Below are 16,751 nucleotides of genomic sequence, written 5' to 3' on the forward strand. Positions count from 1 at the left end.
AACATATCAAATTTAAATTAACAGAATCGATTATAACAAATCTAGCTGATAGGCGCCAGATGATTTTTGATCTCTTTTAAAGGACGGTGTATTACGACTGCTCGTCGCGGCCAATCAGATGGTAAACTCTCGATTTGTACTCATCCAGACCTTCGCAGCAACCGTACATCCGATTTGCGATTGTCTTCCCATTGCCGAAGAAGAAACGCTCGAACTGGTTTTGCCTTCCTCCGAATGCACCACCGCCCAGTTCCCAAGCTAGTCTAAAGAGGACGATGCGATCCTTGGCGGGGCTGGATAATCCCTGTAAATAGATCTCGAGAGAGGTTTGGTTCTCCGAGTTGAAATCCGCTTCGAAGGGATTCATGATCAGCTGGCTCGCGCTAATCGAGCGGACCATGCGCAGCATTTCCTCATGCAAGTCGGGAAACTGAATTCCCGCCGCAGTCAGCGGAGCAAGCGCAGGTACATAGCAACCGGATTCCGTCATCGACCCGCCGGTTTCGGCAGCGAGTCGCAACGCTTTCAGGTTTTCCAGCATCGCCATAACTTTGACGATTTGACTCACGAACGAGTTCTCGGTATCCGTATTTTGCTCCTCGGCCAACGCTTGCAGGAGTCCCAACAGAAATTCGGTCTTGGCGATGTACCGAGTGATAATGTGATGGCCCGCGTAAGCGTGGAAGTGCCCTTCTTGAAAGAGCTGATCGTATAGGCGTTCTTCTCCAACAAAGAATACCCGGTCATGGGGGACAAGGACCCGATCGAAGATGACCATCGTGTCCATCTCCTCATATCGACTCGAGAGCGGATGATCATAACTCGAATCATGCGCATGGCTCTCTCGGCAAATAAAGGTGATTCCCTCCAGATCATTAGGTACGGCAAAAGCGAATGCACTAGGGTTCACTTGTCCGTCTCCCATCATAAAAGATGGCGTAGGGAGGACAAGGATTTCTTCGCAAGTGGGTCCCTGGGTCGCCATGAGGAAAGCGCCGCTCACGACCCGTCCTTCCGGACGGGTCTCGATCACTTTGGCGGCAAGAGACTCTTCCGCATCCGCGGGTCCCGACCATTTGCTGGCCATAGGCTGCACAAAAGCGTGAGACAACGTAATATCGTGGTCCCGGCAATATTCGTAATAGTTACGCAGATTTTGGGCGTACTCTGTCGATGCTTTCTCCAATACAGTGGCGGCGGTATAAAAGGACATCAAAGCGGTGTTCATATAGTCGGGAGAGCGGCCGAGAAAGCCGTGATGGTAGTTAGCCCAGATTTCGGACATCCTCCTTCTGCGGATCAGGTCCTCAGCATTAGCCGGGGGGAGAAATGAAAGCCCGACGCGTTCGCCGGTTGCCGGAGACGCATACGACATGTCTTCACTCCGGCTTGCTTCACACTGCATCTCATACATCGCGGCCTGCGTCCGGATGAGCCCGCGAAAGGCGGGGTGCTCGGATAACGGCCCATTCACGCGTTCGCCGTTATACCATAGCTGAAGGCGCTGTCGATTGATCCGTTCGATATATTGCTTTCCGTTTTTTATTGGCATGGATCCCCTAATCCCCCTTACGTTACTCTTTTATATATAGTGCATAGACGAATGGGGTGTGTATCGGCGAACTTCACGATTTTGCTTTCCGGAACGCCCATTTTTGAGGATAATCTAGATAAAACCCGTTATTTTCAAAAAAAGGGGGAGTTCGTATGGATTTGCATAAGGTCGTCGTGATTGACGACGAGGTGCTGGCGATCGAGCATCTGCGCCATTTGATCGACTGGCCATCGGCCGGTTTTGTCATAGCTGGCGAGACGACAAGGCCTACGCGCGCGCTTGCGCTCATTCAGGAGGTGAAGCCGGACTTGATCATATCGGACATCAAAATGCCGATGTTAGACGGAATTGAGCTTTGCAAGCAGGTCGTTGCCGCCGGACTGCATTGCCGAATTCTGCTACTGACTTCTTATAAGGAGTTCGATTATGTGAAGGAAGCTTTAAAGTTCGGGGCATCCGGGTATCTTGTCAAACACGAGTTGGAGCCAGAGATCCTGCTTCGTGAGCTGGAAGCGATCAAACCGCAAATCGAGGAAGAACGGGAACGGCTGAAAACACAGCTGCGGCAATTGTTGATAGGACTGATCGATGGTAATTCGCTCGGCGAGATGTCGCTTGGTCCTTTGTTGGAGTCACTGCGACTAGTAGGCAGTAGCTTGACGTACGTGATGATCGCTGCAGGCAATGTGGTACCTCTCAAAGAACTGGGACAAGCATCGGTTTTCTTACCGGGCCTACCGCCGATTGATGCCCACCTGTTGTCTGAGAAAGTGATAGAGGTGTTCAATCTCTACAGCAAAGAGGGACAAGTAGGGATGGTGTTGGCCTTTCAACCCTCCAATAGCCGTTTGAAGTTAGCCGAAGCGCAATTCGAGGCGGTTTCGGAACTGCGGCGGCTATACCAAGAGGCTAATCCCGCGGAACCAATCTATGCCGCGTATTCCTCACCTTTTTCGGAATGGCGGTCCCTGGCCGAGGTTCATGCCGCAACGATGGAACGATTGAAGCAACGTTGGTTTAGTGGAAGCCAGCCGGTCATTTCCCCCGAATCGAGGAGGGGCAGCGGCAATGAGGCGGCACGAACCAACTATGAATGGCGGGAGCGGTTGGAGCGAGCCCGGAAAAATGAAGACCCCGAACAATTGTTGCAATTGATCACTGAGACATTCGACATCGCCAACCAGACGAAAGACGCTTTTATGTTGGAGCAGCTATGTGACGAGCTCGCCGGGTTGCTGAAAAACGAACGTCGAGCCAAGAAGATGGAAGCGCTTACTAGTCGGGCCGAAAATGACGAATTCGATATGCTGGAGTGGAGGGGGGCGGACGGGGTTAAGGAAGGTTTTCTGCGCCTATACCGGAACACCTTTCTCGAGAATTCAGCTTCCCGGTATACCGGGAAAGTACGCGAGGCAATCGAGTTTATCTCGCAAGCGTACAACACGGAAATCAGCACCGATTCCATCGCCAATCGGTTGGGAATCAGCGGAGATCATTTACGCCACCTGTTCAAGGAGGAGACCGGGCAGACGTTGCTTGAGTACATAACCGTTTATCGGATGGAGAAGGCGAAACGCTTGTTGAGAACTGGCCGGTACAAGCTATACGAGGTCGCGGATCGGGTCGGGTATCGCAGCAGTCACTATTTCAGCAAAATTTTCCACAAAACGACAGGCCTCCTGCCTCTGGAATACGCCAAGCGAAAGGAAAGGGAGGGGGACGAATGAAGCTGAAGCTGAGCTTCCGCAATAAAGTCATTACGGGCACAGTGCTGATCGTCTCGGTCTCTTTGATCGCGTGCAGCTACATTACTTTTAACTATGTGACCCAAATCGTCCGTGATCAGGCGGTCCGTGACAATATGACGAAGTTAGCGCAAATGTCTTCTTCGATCAAGCGGATGCAGGAAAGGCTGGAGAATACGGCAGAAACGATCATCGCTGCCGAAGAAATCAACAAACCGATCCTCTTGCGGGAAAGCGACAGCCTGCAGGAACGTTATTTCAAGAAAGTAGCGGTCCAAAAACAGCTGCAGCGTTTTGTCGCCCTGGATTCTAATTTGTTGAACATGATGATCATTCGGCCGGACCAGGAGGTGTTCTCCAACTATAGCGGATACGAAAGCTACTATGCTGATTATTTGCAGGGTGCTTGGTTAACGCCTTTCCTGTCGGGCCAGATCAGTCCGGGTCATTTCTCCGCTCCCCATGAGTTTCGTTATATCAACGGCAATCAGAAGGTGATCAGTTACGTAACGGCCTACAAAAACTGGGAGGATCTAAGCGCCGACGCAGCCCCTTATATCCTGGTGCTCGACTTGAAGCTGACTGAGGTGGAGAAGATTTTCGAGGATAGTGAGAAAGACTTTGCACGGCTCGCCTTGTCGATGGAAGACGGGATCGTCGTTTACGACAGCGCCGGCGTAAATCGGGAGAAGCCGAATGCAGCAACACAACAGCAACAGCGTGTGATTCCATTGAAATATCAGGCCGATGACGGGAAATGGGTTCTGGAAGCCTTCTTATCCGAAAGCAAACTAATGGAAAGTGTACGCCCGATCCTGTATTTCTATCTGCTTATCGTATTCGGCAGCCTGCTGTTTGCCATGGCAGTCATTCCGCCCGTAAGCGCCAAGTTTACCCGTCCGATCTCCCAACTGGCGCGTGCCATGCGCCGGGTGTCGGCCGGCGAGTTGAATACCCGCGTTTCCTTCCGTACCGGAGACGAGATGGAAGAGCTCGCAGCCGGCTTCAATCAAATGGTGAATGACCTGGATTTGTGGATGAAATCTTCCCTGCGCGAGCAAGAGATGAAACGCAAAATGCAAATCAATCTGCTATTGTCCGAAATAAACCCGCATTTTATATACAATACGCTGAATACAGTCATTTATTTGTCCCACGCTGGAAGAAACCAGGATACGATCACGATGACCAAGGCGTTCATTGACATCTTGCAGGATACGATCAAAACCGGGGAGGGCGCTTATTTCTGCACTTTGCAGGAGGAAATCGATATGATCCGGAAATACGTCTTCATTCAGCAATACCGCTATCCGGGCAGATTCCGGCTCGAATGGGATATCCCGAGCGAACTTCATTCCTGCCAGGTGCTGCGCATGATGCTCCAACCCTTAGTGGAAAACGCGTTATTTCACGGAATCGAAGATAACGGCATAATCCGGATTAGTGCAGCGGTTCGGGAGGGGGGGCTGCATATTTGTGTTAAAGACAACGGGATCGGGATGGAACCGGAACGTTTGCGGGAGCTCAGCTTGCCAAGGAAGGAGATGCCGGTCAAGAAGGGCATCGGCTTAGCCAATGTGATGGAGCGGATCACCTATCATTACGGAGAAGCCTATGGGATCGAGGTGGACAGCGAGCCGGGACGCGGTACCGTCGTTTCTCTGAGGCTGCCTTACCTAAGGGAGGAGGTCTCCGCCATTGACCCCCTTTTTTGATAAATCCCCGGATCATGAGCGAAATCGCCGAATCGTGAACTTTTGTTGAGGTGGAGCAAGCGTTATTTTAGAACTGTAAGCGATTTCAATCTTAGGGAGGGGTTCTGATGGAACGAGTACAGACAAGGCAACTGCCGGTCATGCTGATGGCACTTCTCATGGCATTCATTCTGGTCATAACGGGTTGCTCGTCAGGAGGAAACACGAAGTCTGACAATTCGAACGGGGCAGGGAACACCCCCGCCAATCAAGCAACGAACGGGGGGGCTGATAATGCCGCTACCGGGAGCGAATCCGTCGCGCCTGCTGATTTGCAAGGAACGATCAAGGTGTGGGACTGGGACGAGGCTTTCCTCACGAAGATGGTTCCGGAATTCAACAAAGTGTATCCCAACGTCAAGGTGGAATACACCGTCGTCAACAACAACGACTATATGCAGAAAATTCAAAGCGGCATCGCTTCCGGCTCGGATGTACCGGACGTGATTCTTGGCGAGATGAACTATCGCGGGCAATTGTTTGACCTGGATATTCTCGACAATCTGGAGCAAGCTCCCTACAATTTCTCGAAAGACCAATTGCTTGATTATTTGGCGCCGATTCTTTCCAATCCCAAAGGAGAATTGGTTGGGGTAGATCAATCGATTACGCCGGCCGGCTTGGCTTACCGCAGGGATTTGGCGAAGGAATATTGGGGCACGGATGATCCGGACCAGGTCGCTGCGTTATTCCCGGATTGGAATGCATTTATCGAGAAAGGCAAGGAGGTCGTCTCGAAGAGCGGCGGCAAAGTCACGATGTTTGCCAGCTTCGACGATGCTTACCGCATTTTGCGCGAGCAAACGTCCAAGGCGTACGTAGACGGGAACAAGATCAATTTGACCGAACGATTGACGAAACCGCTTGGCACTGTGTTCCAAATGAGGGACGCCGGCATCCTAGGCAAATACGAAGCTTATACGCCAGGTTGGAATGCTTCGTTCGCGAAGGGCGACACCCTCTTCTATCCGATGGCGCCTTGGGGGGCCAAATGGAATATCGCCGCCAATGATCCGGCCGGAGAAGGCCGATGGGGCCTCATCGCGGCACCGGAAGGCAGCTACACGTACGGCGGGACTTCGATCAGCGTGTATAAAGGCAGCAAAAACAAGGAAGCGGCTTGGGCCTACATTCAATTTGCCTACATGTCCGACGAAGGCATGGAGGTCAATTACAAAGAGTTCGGCAATATGGCCGGTACGAAAGCTTTCTTCGAGAACCACAAGGATTGGATCGAAGCCGGTACGGAATATGACAAATTTTTTGCCGGGCAAAACCTCAATAAAACGTTCTACGAAAAAATCGTCCCGACCGTCAAAGCAGAGCCGCAAACGAAATATCATTCCATCGTGCAAAACGCCTACAACTCGTTGTATCCACTCTGGATGAAGGATACGAGCATCGACTTGAACGCCGCGCTCGACAAGCTAAAGAGCGAAGTCCAAAACATGGCGCCGGATGCAACGGTAAATTAACCGTCCGGCTTGAAGAGCTCAAAAGGAACGACTGCACTTCGCCAAGGGCGTCGGCAGCCGTTCCTCTCGTTCATGAAGTTGAAGGGAGTGGAAACGCATGAAGCTCAATACCGCAGCGGATTCGGCTCCGGTCGCCGGACTGCCTTCCCCTAGCAAAAAACGCCTCAATCTTTGGCCGTACTGGTTCGCTTTGCCATTCATCGGTTGTTATCTTGCCTTTCAGTGTTACCCGCTGCTTTATTCGTTCTATCTCAGCTTACACGAATGGAATGGGATCGGCAGCAAGACGTTTATCGGATTGAAGAACTATGTCATGCTGCTGACGAAGGACCCGCTGTTCTACAAGTCTTTATTCAATACGGTCGTCATTATGGCCTTGTCCGTGCCGTTCATGATCTTGCTCGGCATGGTGCTGGCTTACCTGATCTTTAATCTGACGAAAGGACGTACCCTCGCGCAAACGATTAACTTCTTGCCGTATATCACGACGCCGGTGGCCATCGGATTTATCTTCTCGTTTATGTTCGACTGGCAAACCGGCATCGTCAACATGCTGCTCGTCAAGCTGGGATGGATGACGGAAGGCTTCTATTGGTTGATGGACCCGTGGATGTCCCGCGTCATCATCGCGGTTATGATCATCTGGCGCAATTTGGGATACTTCATGGCGATTTATTTAGCGGGGATGACGGCGATCCCACAGGATATCTACGAAGCGGCGCGTGTGGATGGCTCGACCGGGCTGCATACGTTCCGCCGAATCACATTGCCGCTACTACGGAATATCACGGTATTTCTTGTCGTCACTTCGATCATTGGCGGCCTGCAGTTATTCGATGAACCGAAGCTGCTTTACGGCGGTTGGACGGCCAGCACCTCAGGAGGACCGGACAATGCGGCACTGACGGTCATCTGGAAATTCGTCAACGATTCCTTTATTACGGGCACGAGGTTTGGCTACGGCTCGGCGATTGCTTACACGTTGTTTCTCGTCATCGTCCTATTTTCGATCTTCAGCTACCGGCTTAGCGCAGGGAAGGAGGAGAAGGAGTGAAAATCGTAAAATGGGGATTTATTGCGGCGATCTCACTCATATCGTTATTTCCGTTCTACGTCATGATCATGATGTCCACTTATTATTCGGAGGACATCTTCAAGGGTTTGCCGCTGGTGCCTTCCGATTACGGGCTGAACAACTTGCGAACCGTGCTGCAAACTGATTTTTTCCGGGTGTATGCCAATAGCTTAATCGTTTCCATTACGTCGGTGTTGTTGGGCGTAACGACCAGCATGCTGGTGGGTTATGCTGTAGCTAAGTTTCGGTTCAGGCTGAAGCGATTTTTGAATTACTTCATCATCATCACGATGATGGTGCCAACCCAAGTGGGCCTAATCGGCTATATCATCGAAATGAAAAACCTCGGGTTCGGCAACACGCTGATGCCGATTATTCTCACGTGGAGCGCTTGGCCGTTCGGAGCTTTCTTTATGATCCAGTTCATGCGCGACACAGTGCCAAACGAGCTGCTCGAATGCGCGCGGATCGATGGGGCGCCGGAGCCGATGATCTTCGGTAAAATCGTGCTTCCGCTCGTCAAACCTGGCCTATCTACCTTGGCAACGCTTGTGTTCCTGTGGTCCTGGAACAATTATTTGCTCCCGTTGGTGACGATCAACAACTCGAAGTGGTTTACATTGCCGTTGTTCGTCTCTACGCTGGGGATCGTCCATCGGACGGATTACGGGGCGCGGATGGCGGCGCTCTGTATGGCGACGATACCGGTGCTGCTGATCTTCCTTATGGGCAGCCGCTCCTTCATTAAAGGGATTACGGCCGGCGCGATCAAGGGTTAATGTGATGAATTAATAGGAGGAAGGAGCTGAGCTAGAATGAGGATTCCCGACCATTTGCCTCGCAAGTTAACGATTTCGCTATGGGATTTCTCCTGGTATACAATGACGAGGCCGGGGGAGCCGTACTGCGATTTGGCGTCGCGGTTCGATGAGCTGGTCGAGCGAGGGTATAACACGATTCGGATTTGCGCTATGCCGTTCTTCCTGTTCGACGAGCAAGGGCGGCGTCCCGGTCCGCTTCGATTCAGCAGTCTGGGGGAGATCGGCCGGCGAACGCGATGGTATAACTGTCAGGGGGGAGCCGAGCTGGACGGGCATGCGCATTTGCTGGAGCTGTTCCGACAAGCTCAAGCCCATGGCTGCTACGTGATCTTGTCCTCATGGGAATATCAGCAGAGTCCGGCCTTTCTTGAGAGCCGGGAACTGGCGGACCAATTACAGCAAATTCCGCCGCACGAGCGATTTATGACGTTGGCTCGATCGATGAGCCGGTTGATCGATATGTTGAAGGAACGGGGGTACCGAGACCAAATCGCTTATGCAGAACTTCATAACGAAGTCGAGTTCGGCGGGTTGGCGCAAATCGGTTTGGATCAAGGAATTCCGTTCGAGGATAGCCCGGCAATCATCGAGGCAATGAAGCCGTATCTAGAGGAAGCCGTCGGCTACTTGAAGGATCGCCATCCGGATATACTGATCACCGCGTGCTACACCTTGAACAGCGACTATGGAAAGGAGCAGGTGGCGCAAAACGTCCAGATCGCGCATTTCCACCTGTATTTAAACGGTGTACTGCAAGAGTTGATGGATGCAACGAACCTGCGCTCCCAAGCTGGGGACTTTCCGAACGAGATGGTGAAGGCGATGCTTCGTGAGGAGGCGCCACCGTTTGAGAGTTACCGCCTAGCGAAGGAAGAGGTGTGGCGGTTACAAGGGAACCCCATAGGTTTGCGATTGTTCTACTTGCATGATTGGGCGGACCCGGACAAGTGGGACCTGTTCCTTTATGACCGATATCATGCCCATAAGTTGTCGATGCTGCAAAAAACGGACCAACGTTATGCAGAAGTCGGACGCTGGGCCAGACGACAGGGGATTCCGGTCGTGATTGGGGAAGGTTACGTCGGCTACACGCCGCTGCTAACTGGTTTCGAGGAGGGCCCTGTCGGCAAGTTCATTGCCGAATATGCGGTTCAGAAAGGGCTGGAGCAGGGTTTCTGGGGCATGGTGCTGTGCTCCAACTGCGCGCCGCATCACCCGTTCTGGCAGGATGTGGCGTGGCAAAAAAGGTTGAATCAACGAATTCTTGAAGAGGCGTAAACATGAGGCCGGATAAGCTAAACAAACGTGGAGTATCTTTCAATAAGACACTCCACGTTTATTTTATCGATTGGGGTCACGGCTAGCTGGAACTATATCTTCTGGATTTATAATACCCTTGGCCCATATGGCCATGACGACGCTTGTGATCAGAGGAGGAGCCTATCGGCCTCGCATAACCTTGGCTGCTGCTGTATCGTTTGCCGTTGTAAGGTCCCTGTCCATATCGTCTGGCAGAGCTACTGTAATGCCTTCGGTGACTATGCGATGCTGAGTGGAGGAACTTATTGATGAATCTCCGTAACATGTCATAAACCCACCTTTCTGATTTGAATTGCTTTTATTTCCATTGTATTCGGTGTTGGACATAAAAGAAACCCGGCGTTCAACGCTGCAGGCTCCGCAAGGCTTGCAGATCCGCAATCGCTTCCGATACATGAGCATATGGATCCCGGAGTTGAAGGAGTCGTTCGACCCGGGTTGTCAGCTCACCAGACAGGTGTAATTCGTCTTGCCAGCTTGACTCTGAAATTTGACGGTTCCCATGAGTCGGGTGCGAGGACTGACGCTTCGTATCAAAGGAGGAGTAGAGCAGAAATAACAAGAAATGACCAACGTCTTCCAGATCGGATTGCGGTTCCGCGGCGATGAAGGCGCGGGAGGCCGCATGTTCTCGTTGATGCCAGCGCCCCTGAGACGGCAGAGCAATCGGCGACTCGCCAATTCCGCGGGACAAGCCAAAATCGATGAGATATAACTCTTCTTCCTGAAATACGACGTTGGGGATACGCAAATCAAGATGAACGAATCCTTGACGATGAATATCGTCAACCAGTTCCAGCAACTGAAGAGTGACCCTGACGGATTCCGCTTCGTCGTATCTCCGGCCCTGTCCAAAAATCAAATCCTCCAACGTGGCCCCCCTTAAAAAAGTCATGACCAGGTAGCTGTTGCGACCTTCCTCTAATTGATCTAAATAGCCGGGGATGCGCGGATGGTGTAGCGTTTTTAAGACATTGGCTTCATGCACCAGCAGTTGCTTGGTGTACTCCCCTTTGCTGGGCCGGGCTTGCTTGACAGCCACGATACTGCCAGTGGTTTCGTCCGTGCATTTGTAGGTCAACCCGTAGCTGCCCTCGCCGATCAATTCCCGAACCGTATATCGATTTGCTAGCTGCGTGCCGGAGTCTAGCCGATAATCCCGCCATGCTGCCGCAAAGGAACTGAAGAATGAAATCATTCGCATTTCCTTTTGACGACTCCCCTCGTGATCCCAGACTTAGGTCTAGGAGAATCACCGACCCTTGCCGTTTTCGTTTCTTGTTATTTTATACTATGATTATAATGAATTCTTGAGCCGAGGTATAATGATATGACGATAATCCCTACAAGTACGGAGGCGGCAGCGGACCGCGGGTATCGACAGGCCCTGGATAAGGCGGAGGGATATTTGGCGTCGCTGGAAACAAACATTCGCAATAAGGGTTACACGGCTTCATTGCTTGACGATTTCGGCGAATGGAAGAAGGGGCATCTTCCGCGCCCCTTTCAGCTAACCCGATGGTTTCGGCGTTTCGCCTCGCCCGATCCTGCCGATTCTGCCCGTTATCTTGCCTGGTTAACCCGTACCGGGAAGCTGGACGACTATTTGGAGCGAAGCGTTTCTTACATGTTCTTGCGCGACTTGGGCCATGATCTGTCATCTCCGCGGACCTTGGCAAGAATCGAGCGCTTTACGGTCGAACTGAAACGCCGTTTGGAACGCCAAGACGATGATCCCTCGGAACCCGCTTCCGAATTTCTCAGCATGGTTGCGTTGTATCGGTGGGCCCAGCGTGAAGCGATTGAACCGGAGATGATTTGGGTCATCGATAAGTTGAAGCGGGTATCCTCCCATTTGCCCGAAGCAATGAATGCGGAGGAAGCCGAACGCAAGTTGATCAAAATTATATTCGGTGTCGTTATGCACGTGATTGACGAGATGGACGAGGGAATCCCTTCCAGCGAACGTTCCCGCAGATTAGGGGATGCGCTGAAGCTGGGTTATTATTATGGGTTGACGTATCCATTCATCGACGATCTTCTCGACTCTGAGGTGCTGAATGAAGGGGAGAAAGAGCAGTACTCCCGAATGATCCGCATGACGATTCGAACCGGGATCGTACCGGAGCTGGGGGAGTGGACCGGGAACCATTTCGAAATGATCCGCTTTATCCATGCCGAGCTGCGAGAGGCTTATGAATATATCCGTCAGGTGCAGAACCGGGAAACCCAAGAAATTTTCTTTGAACAGTCTCTTGTCTTTTTTGAGTCTCAGGATGAGGACCGGACCAAAGATCTGGCGCATGCGCATTATACGAACAAGGACATATATTTGCCGATCATATTAAAATCGGCATCCTCGCGATTGATCGTACGCTCCGTGATCGGGGCTTCGAGGGACGAGGGTTTTGAGCAGCGCGTCTTTTATTATGGTCTGTACAACCAGCTTGCCGACGACCTTGCCGACATGTTCGCGGATATGAACACCGGGGCAGTGACCCCGTTCACTTATTACTTCAAGTACCGGGATAAACGTTCCGATTTGATTAACCCTTTCGAGCTTTATTGGGCGGTGATCTCCCACTTGATTCACGAGGTGTACTGTTCGGAACCGAAGACGCGGGAAATTATCCTTGACCGTGCGATCAACGGACTCAAGCGGTATCGACAGCGCGTGGGTCAAGAGGAGTTTGACCGCATCATGGGGATTTTTGCGTTTGGGCAGCCGGAGCTGGAACGGTTAATCCAGCGGTTGGTGCGTCAAGCGGAGAACGTAGCGTTTTATGATAAAATGCTGCGGGATCAATTGCTAGGCGCGATGCGAAGCAACCGGCGGGAGCAGGAGGAATTCATTAGCATCGTCAAAAAGGCACGTGCCGAAATTAACAACTTGCTGCCGGTTCAACCGCCGACTGAAGGAATGAAGGAGACCGGACTGCTATTTGAAACGGCGAACTACAGCCTTGAGGGCAACGGAAAGCGGCTTCGGCCGATCCTCTCCTGGGTGATGGGCGTGCAGGAATACGGTTTGGATGCCGCTGCTTTGGCTCCGCTGTTCCGCGCGTTGGAGTATATGCATACGGCATCCTTGATTTTCGACGACCTTCCTTCCCAGGACAACTCGGCAACCCGCCGGGGCCGGCCGACATTGCATGAGTTGCATGGCAGTGCCATCGCAGAGCTAACCGGCATTTTTCTCATTCAAAAAGCGGTCGAGGAGCAGGCTTCTTTGAAGGAGTTTGATCGTCAATCTGTGCTTACGTTGCTGCAATACTTGTCCCGGAAGGCCGCGGAGATTTGCATGGGGCAGGCGATGGATTTGAGCGCCAAGGGCAAAGTGCTGACTGTTGAGGAGCTTGACCGGGTATGCTTTTACAAAACAGGAATTGCATTTGAAGCTTGTTTGGTGGCGCCGGCCATTTTAGCTCGGGTTTCGGAGACGGAAATCGAGATTATGAAGAAAATCGCCTATCATATGGGCATCGCCTTCCAAATCAAAGACGATCTGCTGGATGAGGAAGGGGATCCGCGTTTACTGGGCAAACCGGCCGGGAAGGACGCCGAGAATGACAGTACAACTTATGTGACGGTACTGGGGCCGGTAGCCGCGAGCAAAGCGATGTGGGAACATTATTGCCTGGCGATGGAAGCGTTGATGGACCTCCCGCGACCTCCCGTTTTTTTGAAACATTTGCTCAATTACATCATCCACAGAGAAAATTGACATGGACTTATCTTCTTAACCTACGATAATGTTTCTTGATCCTCATAAGGGACTATGTTAGTATTTTATTATCTAAATTGAGGGAGTTGAAACGGATGGATATTTCTTGCTAAGGATTTGGAACCGAAATGCGAACGTAATTCGCACGGTTTATTTCTTATGCAAGAAAGTTACTTCATCCTTTCACTCCAACCGTATATACAAATCCATACCCGACGTGGGTTGGATTTGATTTATATTTTTGGGCTGTAAGAAAGGTAACTTTCTTGCGGCCCATTCTTTTTATGTAGGAGGGATGTTGTTCATGTCCTTAATTAATGTGAACCATCTGACGTTTGCCTATGAAGGCAGTTACGATCATATCTTTGAGAATGTGAGCTTTCAAATCGACACCGATTGGAAGCTTGGTTTTACCGGAAGAAACGGACGGGGGAAGACGACCTTTTTAAATTTGCTGCAAGGTAAACACGAATACAGCGGTCAAATCTCCGCGGATGTAAGCTTCGATTACTTCCCCTTTGATGTGAAACATAAGGAAGATAACACCTTGGATGTCGTAGAGGAAATCTATCCGGACTATGTATTATGGGAGTTCATACGGGAGCTTTCCTTGCTTCAGGTGTCCGACGATGTGTTATATCGGCCTTTTGAGTCTCTCTCGAACGGAGAACAGACGAAGGTCATGCTGGCAGCATTGTTCCTGAAAGAAAACAGCTTTCTTCTGATCGATGAACCAACCAACTACTTGGACATGGAAGCGCGGGAGCTTGTGGGTGATTATTTAAACCGCAAGAGCGGGTTTATTCTTGTGTCTCATGACCGTGCTTTTCTGGATCGCTCAGTAGATCATATCCTGTCCATCAACAAGACGAACATTGAGATTCAAAAGGGCAATTTTTCCGATTGGTGGGAAAATAAACAGCGTCAGGACAACTATGAGTTGGCCGAAAACGATAGGCTGCGGAAGGACGTCAAACGTTTGTCGGAAGCGGCGAAACGGACGAGTAACTGGTCGCATGAAGTGGAGAAGACGAAGAACGGTACGCGAAATTCCGGTTCGAAGGTAGACAAGGGCTATATCGGCCATAAAGCGGCTAAGATGATGCAACGCTCCAAATCGATTGAGCAACGGCAGCAGACCGCGATCGAAGAGAAGTCGCGCCTTCTCAAAAATATCGAAACCTCGGAAAGTCTAAAAATCGCACAGCTGCCTTACCACAAAACGCAGCTCGCCGAATTGGATCATGTTTCGATTTATTACGGAGAGAAGCAAGCTTGTCACGATATCAGCTTTACGATCGACCGTGGGGATCGGATCGTGCTGACGGGACGCAATGGCTCCGGCAAATCGAGCATCCTGAAACTGCTCTGCGGCGAGGACATCCGCTATTCAGGCGCGTTACGTCTAGGAAGCCAGTTGAAAATTTCTTATGTTTCGCAGGAAACGTCGTGGCTGCAAGGAAACTTGACCGATTTTGCCAGAGCGCATGACATTGACGAGAGTCTGTTTAAAGCGATTTTACGGAAGTTGGATTTTTCCAGATTGCAGTTTGAGAAGGATATGGCAGATTACAGCGGCGGCCAGAAGAAGAAGGTGCTGATCGCCAAAAGTCTCTGCGAAAAAGCGCATTTGCTGGTCTGGGACGAACCGCTGAATTTCATCGACGTGATCTCCCGCATGCAAATTGAAGATTTGCTGCTAGCCTATGCGCCTACGATTTTGTTTGTTGAGCATGACCGCGAGTTCTGCGAACGGATCGCGACGAAACAAATACGACTCTAGAACGAAAGACATATTTATTAAAACTTAAAGGAGGATCAACCAATGAAAGACCAACTGGAAGTCGTAGATGATTTAGCGAACCTGTCAACAAACCTGACTCTTGACACGGTTCAAATCAAACCTATACGGAGACCGGAGCTTTGTCCGGCGATTTACAGGGATACTTAGCGGTCATAAAGCGTTCAAAGTAACGTTTCGTACCGTGTCCAAAGTGATATCGCTTAGGTCGAGGTAACGCCAAAGGAGCACCGGTGAGTCGTTAAGGTGTTTTTCGGCGTTTTTTCTCCGGTTTAAAGGAGAAAATGACGATGAAACCAATATCCAAATACGTGAGAATCGGACAGCTCTTAGCAAGAGCTGAAGCAACCCGATTATCGGTACCGGCAAATCACGGATGCGATCTTTAAACATAGAATCACCCGTTTTGAGCAAATGACCATGCTGCCAAAGTCGCTGCGCGAAGAATTGGGGAGGGAGCTGGGAGAGCACATCTCCAGCATCACGCCGATCTTGGAGAAGAGCTCTAGCCAAGTCCATAAGGTTCTATTCTCTATCGACGCGGGAGAACGTATAGAGGCGGTCCGATTAAGTTATCAACGCGGATGGGAGTCGTATTGCATCTCTTCTCAGTGCGGGTGCGGCTTTGGGTGCCGATTTTGCGCCACGGGAACGATGGGGTTAAGGAGAAACCTGACGGCGGATGAAATCACTGATCAGCTATTGTCATTCCATTTGCGTGGATATCCCTTGGATAGCGTATCTTTCATGGGGATGGGGGAAGCGCTGGCTAATCCGCAGCTGTTTAACGCGCTCCATTTGCTGACCGACCCGCAGTTATTCGGGTTAGGCCACCGCAGAATTACGGTTTCGACGATCGGCATTCTGCCGGGAATCCAAAGACTGGGGGACGAGTTTCCGCAAGTAAACCTGACGTTCTCGCTGCACTCGCCGTTCGACGAGCAGCGCAGCCAGCTGATGCCGATTAATGATCGCTTTCCGTTGCAGGACGTGCTGGTTGCATTGGATCGCCATATTCAGAAAACAGGACGGAAGGTGTATATTGCTTACATTCTGCTACGGGGGATTAACGATTCTCCAGAGCATGCAGAAGCGGTAGCCTCCTTATTCCGAGGGCGAGGAGCGTGGGAGCATCTCTATCACGTCAATTTGATTCCTTACAATTCGACGGATGCGACGCCCCAACGTTATGAATCGTCCGATAGATCCCGCGTGAACCGATTTGTCCAAATCTTGAAATCCAAAGGGATTCATGCCACGATCCGAACCCAATTCGGCAGTGATATCGATGCGGCCTGCGGTCAGTTGTATGCCGCGGAGCAATAAAGAACAAAAAAACAAGGCAATCCGCTTTTGATATGCTCCCCCTACTGTAGACAGGTGAAATAATAAAACCTGTTTACCGTGAGGGGGAGCATTTTTCATGCCAAATAAAAAGCTTACCGACGTAGAGAAGTTAGCCATTGTACAGGAAATCGAGG

10 protein-coding genes and 1 pseudogene are annotated in these 16,751 nt (G+C 51.0%); 9 read left to right on the forward strand and 2 right to left on the reverse strand.

Translation table 11 applies throughout. The features are described from left to right. Positions 1–91: 91 nt before the first annotated feature. The gene (locus KJS42_RS20865) at positions 92–1,552 is read right to left on the reverse strand and encodes a 4-hydroxyphenylacetate 3-hydroxylase family protein (protein ID WP_213624014.1); all 1,461 of its coding nucleotides are present in this window, start codon (positions 1,550–1,552) and stop codon (positions 92–94) included. Positions 1,553–1,707: 155 nt separating this feature from the next. Between KJS42_RS20865 and KJS42_RS20870 the strand changes: the two genes are divergently transcribed. The 6 genes from KJS42_RS20870 to KJS42_RS20895 all read left to right on the forward strand — a co-directional run bounded on the left by KJS42_RS20870 (position 1,708) and on the right by KJS42_RS20895 (position 9,703). Next, positions 1,708–3,282: a response regulator transcription factor gene (locus tag KJS42_RS20870; protein ID WP_213624015.1), complete on the forward strand. Its 1,575-nt coding sequence runs from the start codon at positions 1,708–1,710 to the stop codon at positions 3,280–3,282. Beyond that, a complete protein-coding gene (locus KJS42_RS20875) occupies positions 3,279–5,015 on the forward strand; it encodes a histidine kinase (protein WP_213624016.1) in 1,737 nt (578 codons plus the stop codon). Before KJS42_RS20870 ends, KJS42_RS20875 begins: the two co-directional genes overlap by 4 nt. A gap of 107 nt (positions 5,016–5,122) precedes the next feature. Beyond that, positions 5,123–6,529, forward strand: a complete 1,407-nt coding sequence (locus KJS42_RS20880) for an ABC transporter substrate-binding protein (protein WP_213624017.1) — start codon at positions 5,123–5,125, stop codon at positions 6,527–6,529. A gap of 97 nt (positions 6,530–6,626) precedes the next feature. After that, complete coding sequence (locus KJS42_RS20885; protein ID WP_155606004.1) at positions 6,627–7,583, forward strand: carbohydrate ABC transporter permease; 957 nt, start codon at positions 6,627–6,629, stop codon at positions 7,581–7,583. After that, positions 7,580–8,383 (forward strand): carbohydrate ABC transporter permease, encoded by an 804-nt coding sequence (locus KJS42_RS20890; protein ID WP_213624018.1) that lies wholly within the window; start codon positions 7,580–7,582, stop codon positions 8,381–8,383. Before KJS42_RS20885 ends, KJS42_RS20890 begins: the two co-directional genes overlap by 4 nt. 36 nt (positions 8,384–8,419) lie before the next feature. Next, positions 8,420–9,703, forward strand: coding sequence for a cellulase-like family protein (locus tag KJS42_RS20895; RefSeq protein ID WP_213624019.1), 1,284 nt, complete (start codon positions 8,420–8,422; stop codon positions 9,701–9,703). A gap of 385 nt (positions 9,704–10,088) precedes the next feature. On the opposite strand, the gene KJS42_RS20900 is transcribed toward KJS42_RS20895, so the two are convergent. Further along, entirely contained in the window at positions 10,089–10,949 is an 861-nt protein-coding gene (locus KJS42_RS20900) for a serine/threonine protein kinase (RefSeq protein ID WP_213624020.1), read from the reverse strand. A 126-nt stretch (positions 10,950–11,075) separates the two neighbouring features. Between KJS42_RS20900 and KJS42_RS20905 the strand changes: the two genes are divergently transcribed. The 3 genes and pseudogenes from KJS42_RS20905 to KJS42_RS20915 all read left to right on the forward strand — a co-directional run bounded on the left by KJS42_RS20905 (position 11,076) and on the right by KJS42_RS20915 (position 16,596). After that, the gene (locus tag KJS42_RS20905) at positions 11,076–13,469 is read left to right on the forward strand and encodes a polyprenyl synthetase family protein (protein ID WP_213624021.1); all 2,394 of its coding nucleotides are present in this window, start codon (positions 11,076–11,078) and stop codon (positions 13,467–13,469) included. A gap of 304 nt (positions 13,470–13,773) precedes the next feature. Then, on the forward strand, positions 13,774–15,252 hold the full coding sequence (locus KJS42_RS20910; protein WP_213624022.1) for an Lsa family ABC-F type ribosomal protection protein: 1,479 nt from the start codon (positions 13,774–13,776) through the stop codon (positions 15,250–15,252). Between the two features lie 308 nt (positions 15,253–15,560). Next, positions 15,561–16,596: pseudogene (locus tag KJS42_RS20915) on the forward strand (Cfr family 23S rRNA (adenine(2503)-C(8))-methyltransferase). Positions 16,597–16,751 lie beyond the last annotated feature (155 nt).

The sequence above is a fragment of the Paenibacillus sp. J53TS2 genome (assembly GCF_018403305.1).
Lineage (GTDB): Bacteria > Bacillota > Bacilli > Paenibacillales > Paenibacillaceae > Fontibacillus > Fontibacillus rhizolycopersici.

What these genes read in the sequence shown, in the direction of transcription:
- KJS42_RS20895 (WP_213624019.1), top strand. Translation starts at nt 8,420, where the DNA reads ATGAGGATTCCCGACCATTTGCCTCGCAAGTTAACGATTTCGCTATGG.
- KJS42_RS20885 (WP_155606004.1), top strand. Translation starts at nt 6,627, where the DNA reads ATGAAGCTCAATACCGCAGCGGATTCGGCTCCGGTCGCCGGACTGCCT.
- KJS42_RS20905 (WP_213624021.1), top strand. Translation starts at nt 11,076, where the DNA reads ATGACGATAATCCCTACAAGTACGGAGGCGGCAGCGGACCGCGGGTAT.
- KJS42_RS20865 (WP_213624014.1), bottom strand. Translation starts at nt 1,552, where the DNA reads ATGCCAATAAAAAACGGAAAGCAATATATCGAACGGATCAATCGACAG.
- KJS42_RS20880 (WP_213624017.1), top strand. Translation starts at nt 5,123, where the DNA reads ATGGAACGAGTACAGACAAGGCAACTGCCGGTCATGCTGATGGCACTT.
- KJS42_RS20875 (WP_213624016.1), top strand. Translation starts at nt 3,279, where the DNA reads ATGAAGCTGAAGCTGAGCTTCCGCAATAAAGTCATTACGGGCACAGTG.
- KJS42_RS20870 (WP_213624015.1), top strand. Translation starts at nt 1,708, where the DNA reads ATGGATTTGCATAAGGTCGTCGTGATTGACGACGAGGTGCTGGCGATC.
- KJS42_RS20910 (WP_213624022.1), top strand. Translation starts at nt 13,774, where the DNA reads ATGTCCTTAATTAATGTGAACCATCTGACGTTTGCCTATGAAGGCAGT.
- KJS42_RS20900 (WP_213624020.1), bottom strand. Translation starts at nt 10,949, where the DNA reads ATGCGAATGATTTCATTCTTCAGTTCCTTTGCGGCAGCATGGCGGGAT.